Annotated in this window: 10 protein-coding genes; 4 read left to right on the top strand and 6 right to left on the bottom strand. The window is 35.4% G+C overall.

Annotated elements, in window-relative coordinates:
- Positions 1 to 204: 204 nt before the first annotated feature.
- On the bottom strand, positions 205 to 1,914 hold the full coding sequence (locus GQS55_RS12280; RefSeq protein WP_159820794.1) for a proline--tRNA ligase: 1,710 nt from the start codon (positions 1,912 to 1,914) through the stop codon (positions 205 to 207).
- 262 nt (positions 1,915 to 2,176) lie between these two features.
- On the opposite strand from GQS55_RS12280, the gene GQS55_RS12275 reads away from it, so the two are divergent.
- The gene (locus GQS55_RS12275) at positions 2,177 to 2,800 is read left to right on the top strand and encodes a LysE family translocator (protein WP_159820793.1); all 624 of its coding nucleotides are present in this window, start codon (positions 2,177 to 2,179) and stop codon (positions 2,798 to 2,800) included.
- Between the two features lie 196 nt (positions 2,801 to 2,996).
- On the opposite strand, the gene GQS55_RS12270 is transcribed toward GQS55_RS12275, so the two are convergent.
- Entirely contained in the window at positions 2,997 to 3,911 is a 915-nt protein-coding gene (locus GQS55_RS12270; protein ID WP_236559631.1) for an AraC family transcriptional regulator, read from the bottom strand.
- Positions 3,912 to 3,990: 79 nt separating this feature from the next.
- Here GQS55_RS12270 and GQS55_RS12265 point away from each other — a divergent pair, with 79 nt between their 5' ends.
- On the top strand, positions 3,991 to 5,145 hold the full coding sequence (locus GQS55_RS12265) for an aminotransferase-like domain-containing protein (protein ID WP_159820792.1): 1,155 nt from the start codon (positions 3,991 to 3,993) through the stop codon (positions 5,143 to 5,145).
- A gap of 354 nt (positions 5,146 to 5,499) precedes the next feature.
- On the opposite strand, the gene rne is transcribed toward GQS55_RS12265, so the two are convergent.
- Complete coding sequence (rne, locus tag GQS55_RS12260) at positions 5,500 to 8,802, bottom strand: ribonuclease E (protein ID WP_159820791.1); 3,303 nt, start codon at positions 8,800 to 8,802, stop codon at positions 5,500 to 5,502.
- 730 nt (positions 8,803 to 9,532) lie between these two features.
- Between rne and rluC the strand changes: the two genes are divergently transcribed.
- Positions 9,533 to 10,543, top strand: a complete 1,011-nt coding sequence (gene rluC / locus GQS55_RS12255; RefSeq protein WP_159820790.1) for a 23S rRNA pseudouridine(955/2504/2580) synthase RluC — start codon at positions 9,533 to 9,535, stop codon at positions 10,541 to 10,543.
- 21 nt (positions 10,544 to 10,564) lie between these two features.
- A complete protein-coding gene (locus tag GQS55_RS12250; protein WP_159820789.1) occupies positions 10,565 to 11,212 on the top strand; it encodes an HAD-IA family hydrolase in 648 nt (215 codons plus the stop codon).
- Between the two features lie 67 nt (positions 11,213 to 11,279).
- Here GQS55_RS12250 and GQS55_RS12245 read toward each other — a convergent pair whose 3' ends face one another.
- From GQS55_RS12245 to GQS55_RS12235, 3 genes are all read right to left on the bottom strand, one after another.
- Entirely contained in the window at positions 11,280 to 11,651 is a 372-nt protein-coding gene (locus GQS55_RS12245) for a hypothetical protein (protein WP_159820788.1), read from the bottom strand.
- Positions 11,652 to 11,956: 305 nt separating this feature from the next.
- Entirely contained in the window at positions 11,957 to 12,535 is a 579-nt protein-coding gene (locus tag GQS55_RS12240; RefSeq protein WP_159820787.1) for a YceI family protein, read from the bottom strand.
- Between the two features lie 593 nt (positions 12,536 to 13,128).
- A complete protein-coding gene (locus GQS55_RS12235) occupies positions 13,129 to 13,728 on the bottom strand; it encodes a Maf family protein (protein ID WP_159820786.1) in 600 nt (199 codons plus the stop codon).
- Positions 13,729 to 13,755: the final 27 nt, after the last annotated feature.

Genomic DNA, 13,755 nt, shown 5'->3' with positions numbered 1-13,755 from the left:
CAAGGGTACTTCTTTTTTATAGGGTTAAAGGTATATCCCATTGTTGCTAAAAATGGTACGCATTGAAATAGCTAAGAGTAAGTTTTTAATGATAATTTGTGATTGTTTTGTATAAAACAGTATAAAAAGCAATTTTATTGGTATTAACATAACAAAAAAGGAGCCTAAGCTCCTTTTTATTCGCATAATTATTATAAATAAAGTTTAGCTAAAAAGTGACATAACATCGTCAATAGCAATAAGTGATTTCTCACCTGTAATGCGGTTTTTTAATTCTACTTGTTGAGCATCTAGGTTGCGTTCGCCAACAATCAACAAATATGGTGTACCCATTAATTCATGATCAGCAAACATAACGCCTGGACGTTCTTTTCTATCGTCGAATAAAACTTCAATATTGGCTTGTTTTAATGTTTCATATAACGCTTCAGCTGTTTCTTTTACGCGTGCTGATTTTGCCATATTCATTGGGACGATAGCTGCTTGGAAAGGCGCAATAGCTTCTGGCCACTTAATGCCATATTCATCATGGTTTTGTTCTATTGCCGCAGCAACGATACGAGATATACCAATACCATAACAACCCATGGTTAACGTTTGGTTTTTGCCTCCCTCGTTTAAAACTGTACAGTTCATTGCTTTAGCGTACTTGGTACCTAATTGGAAAATATGGCCGACTTCAATACCACGTTTTATAATTATTTTACCTTGACCACAAGGGCTTGGATCACCTTCAACAACATTACGTAAATCTGCAGTTTCAATGTCTGAACAATCTCTTTCCCAGTTTACGCCGGTAAAGTGCATATCATTTTCATTAGCACCACAAATAAAGTCACTTAATTGTGCTGCAGTTCTATCGACAATCACTTTAACATCTAGTCCAACAGGGCCTATAGAGCCTGCCTTACAATTTGCAGCCGACATTATTTGCTCATCAGTTGCGAATGTTAATGGCGTTAATACTTGCGGTAAGTTTTCTGCTTTTATTTCATTTAGTTGATGATCACCACGTAATACAAGCGCAATAATAGGCGTTTCACCATCTTCATTTTCAACACCACAAACAAGTAAAGTTTTAACTGTATTTTTTACATCTACTTTTAAAAAGTCAGTAACGTCTTCAATACTTGCCACATTGGGGGTAGCAACTTTAGTTAAATCTTGTGTTGGCTCTGCTCGTTGCTCTGTTGGTGCTAAAGCTTCTGCTTTTTCAACATTCGCAGCAAAGTCACTAGCGTCACTAAAAGCGATATCATCTTCACCTGAATCAGCTAATACATGAAATTCATGGCTTGCGTCACCACCAATTGAACCACTATCAGCTAAAACTGGGCGATAATTTAATCCTAAACGATCAAAGATACGACAATAAGCATCAAACATTGTTTTATATGTTTTTTCTAAACAATCGTTTTCTAAATGAAATGAATACGCATCTTTCATTAGAAATTCACGGCTACGCATTACACCGAATCTAGGTCTAATCTCATCGCGAAATTTAGTTTGAATTTGAAACAATGACAGGGGCAGCTGTTTATAACTACTTACTACATTGGCGACTAACTTTGTGATCACTTCTTCATGAGTCGGACCTAAAACGAAAGGGCGCTTATGACGATCATTTAATCGTAATAATTCTGGACCATAATCATCCCAACGCCCCGACTCTTCCCATAAATCAGCAGGCTGAACCATAGGCATTAATATTTCATTAGCATTTGTGCGTTGCATTTCTTCACGAACAATATTTTCAACTTTTTTTAATACACGTAAACCTGTTGGTAACCATGTGTATAGGCCTGAGGCAAGATTCCTTACCAGCCCAGCGCGTAGCATTAATTGGTGGCTAATCACTTCTGCACTAGCAGGAGTTTCTTTTAAAGTAGACAGTAAGTATTGACTGGTACGCATTACTAAGTATTTCCGAAAAAATCATGCAAACGAAATTGTAGTACGTTACATGATGACAAATAAAATTGCCGCTATTCTAGCAGGGAGATAAGCGATGAAACAGGAATAATTAATAATTTATTTTCAAATCTAAAGGTAACATGTTTTTATGATAGTAAGATGTTGATTATTAGTTATAAATTATTATAAATAAGCTAATTGTGTAACCTGAGATTTATTGATAAAGTCGGTATTCTTGTCATTATCGTGTTGAGTGTGTTGTTTGTTAGACTTTACTTTAGTTAGCTTATTTATTCCGACCTTTTTTATTGTATCGATTACACCTGGTATGTGTATGACTTTGGCTATGGTGCTAGGGATGTCAATTGGTATAAGAAAAACTTTATGGATGATGTGGGGAGAGTTAATTGGCGTAGCCATTGTAGCTATATCATCGGTCATTGGTGTATCGGCTATTATGCTTGAATTTCCAGAGATATTTGATATTTTAAAATTTATTGGTGCGGGTTATTTGTTTTATATTGGCATAAACATGTGGCGCTCAAAAGGTAAATTAGCAATTTCAATCACTAATAATTCCACTGTTAATACCAATAAAGGCAGTTTATTTTATCAAGGATTTATTACGGCAATAGCTAATCCTAAAGGATGGGCATTTATGATTTCTTTATTGCCGCCTTTTATTAATACGCAATACGCACTTGCCCCTCAATTATCAGTGTTAATTAGCATTATATTAATATCAGAGTTTACGTGCATGATGTTATATGCAGCAGGAGGAAAAACCATAGGCAAGGTATTCACTGAGCAAAGTAATGTGAAATATTTGAACAGGCTATCGGGTACTTTAATGATCCTTGTCGCTTTATGGCTAGCAACAAGTTAATTTCTGTAATTATTCTAATAGCTAATACCAGTTTCATTAATTAAGTGAACAATTTTATACGTATAAAAAATTGCCAAATACAAGGTCTTTATTTCAATAACTAGTTGTTATAATTATTAAATAAATAACGATATAGTTGGTGATTTTAGCAAGTAGAAATGATCACATAGTTAGTGAGATTGGTATAATTACCATATTAGGCTACGTCATAACCTAGCGAAATAGGTAAGCAAAAATCTAAGTCAAATTTTTCATCTTCTGATAAAAAGTGATTCTTTCGATAATGCACGTAAGCCGGTGTTGATAACATTTTGAAGCCTGAAGAGGGCAGCCAATATTCTAAAATATTACTCAGCTGTGGTAATAACTCGCCATATTTTCCCTGTAACTTAAATACGGCATGTAAGCCTCCAGGAATTGTCATGCTATTGATTAACCCTCTACGTTGAATTGGTCGGTCAATAGCTAAACATGCAACATAACGGCATTTATCAAGTGCTACCCAGGCAGGGTTTGAATGATGTAAACCGTATTGATGCGAAAAGTCACGTTGTTGAATACTCGCCCATGCATTTAGCTTTTGCCAAGCATTGGCTATAGAGCGATCATATCCTTGATGACGTACATAAGCGACATACCTTTGAGGAAGCTGTACTAACTCACACTTTGGCACTGTCATTGTGCTCAGTTGTTGATAGTATTTGGCAACCTCCTCATCAGCCAAAAAAGGTTTATCTTGATGCTGGCGATCTTTATTACGCCATTCACCTGGTGACATGTTGAATATTGTTTTAAAGGCACGGCCAAATGATGATAATGATGAATATCCAGATTTTATAGCGATGTTTAATACAGAAGTTGTTGCGTCGAACATTAATTGGTTCGCTGCGAACTCTATTCTAATCCTGCGAATATAATGATGAACAGGCTCGCCGACAATAGTTTTGAATAGCCGATGAAAATGTTGCTCTGAGTAGGCAGCAATCGCGGCTAGATCTTTTGCCAATAACGACTTACTTATATCTTGATGAATAAAATATAATACGTCGTTAATACGTGATATTTGTTGGCTAGTGTGCATTGGTTTTAAATTTATAGCATAAATAGACATACATAACAGCATAAACGGACAAGTAAAAAATCTCAAGTTATCGTATTCTTTAAGCCATTATTAAAAGAATGTACTCACCATGAAATTAGCAAAATCGTTACAAAATATTCAACCTTCTTATATCCGTGAAATATTAGCAGCAGCAAGTGCGCCAGGTGTTATATCTTTGGCTGGGGGGTTACCTGCAAATGAGAAATTCCCATTAGCATTAATGACTAATTCATTAATGAACTTACCGAATAGGGCTGAGTTATTTCAATATGGTAATACGGCTGGGTATGCTCCATTACTTACACATTTAAAAGAACGCTATCAATTACCTCATTCGCACGAAGGTATCGTTTGTACAGGATCACAGCAGGGGTTAGATCTTATTGCGCGAGCATTTCTTAATCCTAACGATATTATAGTCATGGAAGCTCCGAGCTATTTAGGTGCTATTCAAGTCTTTGGACTGACGCAAGCTAACATTAAGAGCGTTTCACAACGATCTGATGGCCCTGATTTAGATGAATTAGAAAATTGTTTTTCAACTAATGATGTTACTCTTTTTTATGCAGTACCTGACTTTCATAATCCAACGGGTGTGTGTTGGTCTTTAACCGTGCGCCAAAAAGTTGCAGCTTTGTGTAATAAATATAAGGTGGCTTTTATTGAAGATGTACCTTATAGAGAGCTTCGTTTTAAGGGGGAGGCTTTACCGTTAGTATCAAGTTTTTGTCCTGATAATTCATTGGTATTACGCTCATACTCTAAAATAGCAACACCAGGTATTAGGTTAGGATTAGTTACTGGTAGAGCTGATTGGATAAATACATTGAATATTGTTAAACAAGCATCTGATCTGCATTCAAGTATTCCAATGCAAGCAGTATTGTTAGACTTGTTAGAGCATGATGGATTTGAACAGCATTTAGAAGAGTTAAGACAGCTTTACTCTGTACGTTACAAAGCGCTGTTTCAAAATGTATCATTACATTTAGAATCCTATTGTCATGCAAATGAAGTTGATGGTGGGATGTTTATATGGCTTTCATTACCTGAATGTGATGTTGACGCTTTAGCTAAGTCGGCGTTGGAGCATGGTGTAGCTGTAGTACCAAGCTCTGTTTTTTATCATGATAGAACATCTGTGACACCCGCTTTACGATTAAACTTTACTAACGCGAGTGTAGAAGAGTTAGCGATAGCCGTTGAGCGATTAGCTGTAGTGATAAAACAGTATTGTGATTAGGTAACAGATCGGATTAATCAATGCTTCTCTAATCGCTATTTTTGCTGACTTTATGGTTAAATTTATTTGCAATAGATTAATACCAATCTCACTAGCTATGTGATCATTTCTACTTGCTTGTTTATTTGTTAAAGTAGAAAAACTATCAAGCTAGAGTATAGTAAAAATAATATTGTTAAGTGTATGAATCAATTTAAAATATTTTAAAGCGAGTTCAGGAGCAGTCATTTTAGTTAGCTCTAAATTAGGACTACTAATATTGTACATTTAGGTTACACAGTTTTTTGATTCTACAATTAAAAAAGCCAGTTGTTAATAATAACAACTGGCTTTTTTATTATAAGTTTTAAAAACTTATAACGTTGGTTTTGTCGCTGGTGCAGAGCTTCTACTGATTACATCGGCAGAAATTGCAGTACGCCCTGAAACTTTATGCGCTACACGATTTTCATTAGCCATAAAGCTAGTTGGAATTTCGTTAATAGTTGTAATAGTTTCAGTTTTCGTCATTGGCGAAGAAGCACGGCCAGATAAACGATTAGCTTTTTTCACTTGTCTCGCTAATTTTTTGTCTTTATTTGGTGCTTTCTTTACAACTTTAGCTTCAACTTTTTTCGGTTTTGCTTTAGTTTCTGCTTGCGAAGCTTCAACGTTTGTTTCAGTTTCTACCTGTGCTTCATTACCATTGTCAGCAAGCTTGTCAGTAGTTTCTGGTACTGAAACTTTATCAAGTATAATGTCATCAACAGCAGCTTTCTCAAGTTTTATCGATTTTTGAGATGGCTCTGCATCTGTTGAAGTCTCAACATTTTTTTCGCTATTGTTATCTGTTTGCGCTACTTCTTCTGTTGGTGCTGTATCGGTTACAACTGTTGACTCAACATTAACATCAGTTAACGGTAAATCTTGTTGCTCTTCTTTAGCAATAGAAGGAGTAGAGTCAGAAACAACTGGTTCAGCAGTAACAGGTTCAGATACCTCTGTTTCAGTAGTCTCTGGCTTAGAAACAACAGGCTCAGCAGTAACTTCAGCTTTTGCTACTTCAACAGCAACTTCTTTAACAGTATTTGTGTCTTTTTTAACTGCGGCCTTCGGCTGTTCAGTTGTAGTTATATCACTAACTTTTTCTGCTGCAACTTTATCTGCTACTACAGGCGTTTCAGGTTTTGGATAACGAGCTTCAATTACTTCATTATTCTCAGTCGCAGTATTTTCAGTTGAAGCATTCTCAGGCAAGCCTTGCGCTACTTCATCTTCTGGTTTTTTGTCACGACGTCTACGTTGACCATTAGAACGTAAGTGTCTTGGAGAGCGTCTATTACGTGAACGTTCTTCATTATTCCCTTTCGTTTCTTCTGACGTTGCTGTCACTGTTTGCTCTGTTTCTGTTAATTTTTCAGTACTAACTGCATTAACACTAACAACATCAGCATTAGTCGCTTCAGCAGTTGCATTTTTAACAGCTTTCTTTGGTTTATTCACTGTTTCTTTATTTTCAGGTGCAGCAACTTGAGCCGTTGTAACAACTTCTTGCTCAACTTTAACTTTGTTAACGCGTACTTTTTTACGGTTCGTTCTGCGTTGACGACGCTCAGCTACAACTTCTTCTTTTACCGGTTTGTTTTTATCGTGTTCAGGTTTTTTATTTTGCACTTTAGGTTTATTAGGTGCATTTTTCTTCGTGTCATCGCGTTCATTACGAGGATTAGCTGGCTTATCAGACTTATCAGACTTATCAGACTTATCAGACTTATCAGCTACTTTTGCATTACGATTTTGGTTGCGATCATTAGTACGTTCATCATTACGGTTATTACCACGATTACCATTACGGTTATTACCACGGCGTTGACCTTGACGGCTACGTTGTTGAGTATTACTTTCTGGTTTAGGTTTATTCTCTGGTTCTTTTTCTTCTTCTTTAACAACTTCTTCTGACGTAAATAAACCTTTCAACCAAGTAAAAAATCCAGTTGGTTTACTTTCAGAAACAGTTGCTTTATTTGATATAGGGGCTTTTACTGGCTCAGGAACAGGAGCAACATTAGGTGCTGTCATTCCTTGACCCATGGCCTGAATTAGCGGTGCATCGCGTTTAACAGTTTCTTTATCAAACTTAGGCATTTTAGCTTCTTCAAGCTCTGCCTGTTTAATTGAAATGTCGTAACTAGCTTCACTAACAGTTTCATCATTCTTAACGCGTAACACTTCATATTGTGGTGTATCCATATGAGGGTTAGGAATGATTAAAACACGTACGCTATGATGCTTTTCAATATGCATTACCGAGCGGCGTTTTTCATTAAGCAAGTAAGTAGCAACAGGTACAGGTACTTGTGCTTGTACGTGAAGAGTGTTTTCTTTAATGGCTTCTTCTTCCATTAAACGAAGTACAGACAAGGCAAGTGATTCAACACCACGTACTTGACCAGTACCGCTACAACGAGGACATACACCTTGGCTAGTTTCACCAATAGAAGGGCGTAAACGTTGACGCGACATCTCTAATAAACCAAAACGAGAAATGCGACCTAATTGAATACGCGCTCTGTCTTGACGTACAGAATCACGCATGCGATTTTCTACTTCACGTTGATGACGAACAGGTGTCATATCAATAAAATCAATAACAACTAAGCCACCCAAATCACGTAAACGTAATTGGCGGGCTATTTCTTCTGCTGCTTCTAGGTTGGTGTTGAATGCAGTTTCTTCAATATCACTACCTTTAGTTGCGCGGGCAGAGTTAATATCGATAGAAGTCATTGCTTCTGTTGGGTCAATTACGATTGAGCCACCTGAAGGTAAGCGTACTTCACGTTGAAATGCCGTTTCAATTTGTGTTTCAATTTGATAATGCGTGAATAAAGGAACATCACTGGTATAAAGTTTAATTTTACTTAAGAAATCAGGACGTACTATTTCAATATGCTTCTTAACACTTTCGAATGTTTTTGGGCGATCAATCAATACTTCGCCAATATCACGACGTAAGTAATCGCGAATAGCACGTAAAATAAGGTTTGTTTCTTGATGAATTAAAAAAGGTGCTTTACGGCTTTCTGCTGCATCACTAATCGCTTTCCAGTGATGTAATAAAACACTTAAATCCCATTCTAATTCTTCGTAGGCTTTACCAACACCAGCGGTACGAACAATAAGTCCCATACCTTTAGGTAGGTCAAGCTTGCTAAGTGATGTTTTCAAGTCTGTACGTTCATCACCTTCAATACGGCGTGAAATACCACCTGCACGAGGGTTATTTGGCATTAATACTAAATAACTACCGGCTAAACTGATAAAAGTAGTTAACGCAGCGCCTTTTTGGCCACGTTCTTCTTTGTCTATTTGAACAATAACTTCTTGACCTTCATGCAATACATCTTTGATGCTTGGACGGCCTTGAAATGTGTAACCTTTAGGGAAGTATTCACGTGCGATTTCTTTCATTGGTAAGAAACCATGGCGATCTGCACCATAGTCAACAAAAGCGGCTTCTAATGAAGGTTCAATACGTGTGATTTTTGCTTTGTAAATATTAGATTTTTTCTGTTCATGACCAGGGCTTTCGATATCTAAATCGTAAAGTTTTTGTCCATCAACGAGTGCTACGCGCAATTCTTCTGATTGGGTAGCGTTTATTAACATACGTTTCATAGTTTGTGTGACTCAATTTTAAGTCACAGCACACTAGTGCTTAGTACACAAAGTAGTGCAATCTGTAGTGATGTAACAGCATTTTGTCAACCTCACGGGTGTCAATCCTAACGTGTCATTAAACCACGATAAGCTGTTATAAATTTTGATTGTTTCTATTGGCTATGACCTGACTTATTCAAGAATCATAGCGGTCTTGTTTCTTTATGTGCTCAGCGAATGTGCTGTGCGCACTTATATTTGCAATTAAATAATAAAAATTTGCTTAGTGATGTTTTACACTTCTTTGTTGCGCATTTTATTATTAAATTAAAACTTTTTTGCAAAATAAGTTAATTTAAATAAATTGCTTTATGGAGCTGGACTAGTATCTTTTTGTGATAAAAACTGTTTATGTCATGACTAACAAGTTACACGCGTTAATTGTACAACAGGCCGTACTATTAATGTGTCAATTACCTTTTTATCGGTTATGCATACTAATGTGGCCGCAGTTTGCCTCTTACATCTCTCTGTAAAGCTTCAAATATAATACTTTTTTTATTTACTGTTTAGGTAAGTTTTTATTTAGAAATTTACCCAGAAAATAACTTTGTTAAGTATTAACCTCTTTATTATCCCTTATAAAGTATGATAAGCCAATAAAAAAACAGATTAAATGTTAAAAAGCAGTAAAAAAAGTATGTTAAACTGTGTCTCATTAAGAATCTAAGTTAATTAAACGCAAGCCATGTCACAAAAACCAATAGCAAAGAAACCAGAGATAAAAAAATCAAAGGGTGATGAAAATCAAACTGAAGATAAACCACAAGTACGATATATAACTATTGATGGTGAAGATGCCGGTCAGCGTATTGATAACTTTCTATTAAGAACATTAAAAGGCGTTCCTAAAAGTCATTTATATCGTTTAATGCGTAAAGGCGAAATACGGGTAAATAAAAAACGTATTAAACCTGTTTATAAATTACTGCTTGATGATGTTGTTCGTATTGCGCCAATTCGCGTATCTGAAAAAGCAGACGCTGTGTCAACAGGTTTGAGTATTGTCGCTAATCTTGAAAAACAAATATTATTTGAAGACGACCGATTAATTGTTATCAATAAACCGTCAGGAATGGCTGTTCATGGTGGTAGTGGTTTAAGCTTTGGCTTAATTGAAGCGCTGAGATCTCTTCGTCCTGATGCTCGCATGCTAGAATTAGTACATCGACTTGATAGAGATACATCAGGTTGTTTAGTGGTTGCTAAAAAGCGTTCGGCATTACGTCATTTACATGAACAACTACGCAGTAAAAATGTTCAGAAATTTTATCATGCTTTAGTAAAAGGCCATTGGCCAACTAAATTAACTCGCGTAACCGAAGGATTAAGAAAAAATGATCTTAAATCGGGAGAGCGTGTGGTAATTACAGATAATATTAATGGTAAAGAATCTGAAACACGATTTAAAGTATTAGAACGTTACCGTGGTGCAACTTTAGTTCGCGCTTTTCCTGTAACAGGTCGAACACATCAAATTCGTGTACATTGTCAAGTTAGCGGTCATTCTATCGCTATGGATGCAAAGTATGGTCATGAAGAATTTGATGCTGAGATGAAAAGCAAAGGTTTAAAGCGTTTGTTTTTACATGCGGCTAGTATTGAATTTACTCACCCAAAAACTGAAGAACGTATAACAATAGAAGCGCCACTTGAGCCTAGTTTAGAAAAGTTGCTGACTAAATTAGTTCGAGAGTAATGACTAAATTAGAAAGTATCTATGAAAGACTATAAGTTAATTATTTTTGACTGGGATGGCACACTGATGAACTCGGTTGATCGTATTGTATCGTCAATGCAATCAGCCGCTGACACTGTTGGCTTAGTAATACCAACCAATGATGAAGTAAAAGACATTATTGGTTTAAGCCTACCTGTTGTGTTTGACCGATTATTTACTGATATAACCGCTGAACAAGTAGAAGCCATGTCAGTGCAGTACAAACATCAATATCTTGAAGTTGATACAACACCATCGCCTTTATTTAAAAATGCAATGGATTTACTTATTACACTAAAAGAACACAATAAATTATTAGCTGTTGCTACAGGGAAAGGTAGAGAGGGTTTGAAAAGAGTGTTAAGTTTGAGTAACACAACTGATCTTTTTCATACAACTCGTTGTGCTGATGAAATGCCATCAAAACCCGATCCTACAATGCTGCTTAGTATTTTATCTGAATTAGGTATATCTTCACATGAAGCTATAATGATTGGTGATACAAGCTATGATTTGAAAATGGCACAAAATGCAGGTGTTGATAGTGTCGGAGTGACTTTTGGTGTGCATGATAAGCAAATACTTGAAAAGTACTCACCTAAAATTGTTGTTGACTCTTTAAGTGAGTTACAAGCGTTGCTTGTCTAGTTGTTGAGTTACTTGGTTATTTAAAATACGTTTAAATGACAGCATCTGTAAAGCTCTCAAATATTACTTATTGATTACCACGCTGTTTATGCCACAACAGGCATATTAATAAAGCAAATAGACCACTTATATACGTTGCTATAATAGGAATTATTGTAAGCTGGTACTCATGTTCATGATCTTCTGGATAAAAAGAATCACCGGATAAAAACCAGGCTGCAATAGCGCCTACAATTAACCAAATGAAAGCAGATTGTCTTTTGTGACTTGGTGCTGTGATATAACCAGATATAACAACAAAAAATGCAGCACAAGCACCTATAATAGGTTTTTTCCAAACACCCATTATATCGGCAATAATACCGGCAGATATTGCTGAAATTAAAAATAAAGCAATGACCATAATAATTGATAAAGCAAATCCTTTAACTTGACTCATGCGCATCCTCATCACAAACTTTTAATGTATCGTGTTAATTTAGTCTTTTTGTTTATCGATTTAATACCAGTTTCATTAATTAGGTGAACAATTTTATACGTAGAAAAAATTGCCAAATACAAGGTATTTATTTCAATAACTAGTTGTTCTAATAATTAAATAAATAACGATGTAGTTGGTGATTTTAGCAAGTAGAAATGATCACACAGCTAGTGAGATTGGTATAACGTAGTCATCATGCTTATTAACTTGGAGGCTTCCCTCCAAGTTTTAAATCTATCGAAATTATTTACCGTTGAGACTTATTATTGTTGTTTAAATACTAAGCTAAATGATACCGGTACAACAGGGCTGATTGACGGAAGATTAGCAACGTCACGCAACTTTTCAATACCCGCTACTAAATTATACTTATCAGCATTTATAATTATTGGATTCAATGAAAATGCTAATATGTCATTTTTAGCTAATTTAACAACTTGTATATTAGTCGTTATTTTTTGTGACACACCATGTAAAGATAAATTGAAACTAATAGCGCTTTTGAATGACTCGCCAATAGTAAGATCGTTGAATAACTTAGGATCTAACTCGGCACTGATATTTGCGGTTGAAAATGAAGCAACTTCAAAAAGCATTGCTTTAATACGTTCATTACGAGTAGCAATATTGGTCTCAACACTTCCTAAGTCGATATCTACAGATAATTCACCAGTATCTTTTATTGTACCATTAAGTTTTTTAAAACTATTTATCTCTGCCACTTTTGATGCTTTGACAGAAACATAGTTAATGGTTGATTGATCATTTACCAGCTCCCATTCAGCTAAAGCATTTGAAGATAAAAGCAACGTAGACAGTAAAAATACATATTTTTTTAACATTTTTATTCCTTTGGATTTTCAATACAATGACTTTATGTAAGCCTATCTACTAATCCCGGTAAGAGGGTAAATATAATTGTTCACAATAAGCGACGAAATAACAAATGCCAACTGTTTTCTGGATTAAAGAATTATTAGCTCACATTATCACGTGACATCAAGAACACAATGACAAGCTTGATTATTGAATAGTAATTATTCAATAACGTAAAGTCTAAAATAAATGAGGTATTAGAACAATAGTAGAAACTAATATTAGTTAACCACTTATATTAGTTAACTACTTATACCTACAATAAAGAAGAGCTCTAATGATAAATTATATTTTATACCAGTTTCATTAAGTAGGTGAACAATTTTATACCTAGAATAAATTGCCAAAGACAAGGCCTTTATTTCAATAACTAGTTGTTCAAATTATTAAACAAATAACGACGTAGTTGGTGATTTTAACAAGTAGAAATGATCACATAGTTAGTGAGGTTGGTATTAACAGTCTTCTTTATTGCGTTGATGAAACTATATTAACCAGACTCTTATAAAGCGCCTGGTATGAAAAACTGTTTTTGTTAAGTCATTAGGTAATAAAGTGCTTAGCTGGTGGGATTTTGCTGCGCTAAGGTATCTAATCCATGTTGTTTAAGTAGGGCAACTAACTTAATTAATGGTAAGCCAATAAGGGTATTGGGATCATCGCCTTCAAGTTTTTTGAATAAACAAATGCCTAAACCTTCACTTTTAAAACTACCTGCACAGTTATAGGGTTGTTCTGCTTTTAAATAACTTTCTATTTCTGAGCGCGACAATTCATTAAAATGCACTATAAAAGGTTCAACTAATGAAGTAGTCGTATTGCTTGCACTATCATATACACACAAACCGGTATAAAAAGTGACACTCTTATTACTAAATTTTGATAGTTGCTTTATGCCATTTTCAAACGTATGTGGTTTACCTAAAATTTCTCCATCACAAACAGCGACTTGATCTGAGCCTATAATAAGTGCATCAGGAAACTCAGTAGCAACAGCCTTCGCTTTTTCAATTGCTAAACGTTCGACCAGGGCTTGAGGTGTTTCATTTACTAACGCGGTTTCATCAACATTAGGTTTAGCACATTCAAAGGCTAAATTGAGTTTTTCTAAAATACTTTTACGAAAAGGGGAGGTAGAGCCTAAAACTAAGGTTTTCATGAAGATCCTTAAAAATGTGTGAATTGT

Origin of the sequence: Colwellia sp. 20A7 (genome assembly GCF_009832865.1) — a bacterium.
Classification (GTDB): domain Bacteria; phylum Pseudomonadota; class Gammaproteobacteria; order Enterobacterales; family Alteromonadaceae; genus Colwellia.
The sequence above is the reverse complement of the archived record's forward strand: the minus strand, read 5'-3'. Positions and strand labels throughout refer to the sequence as shown.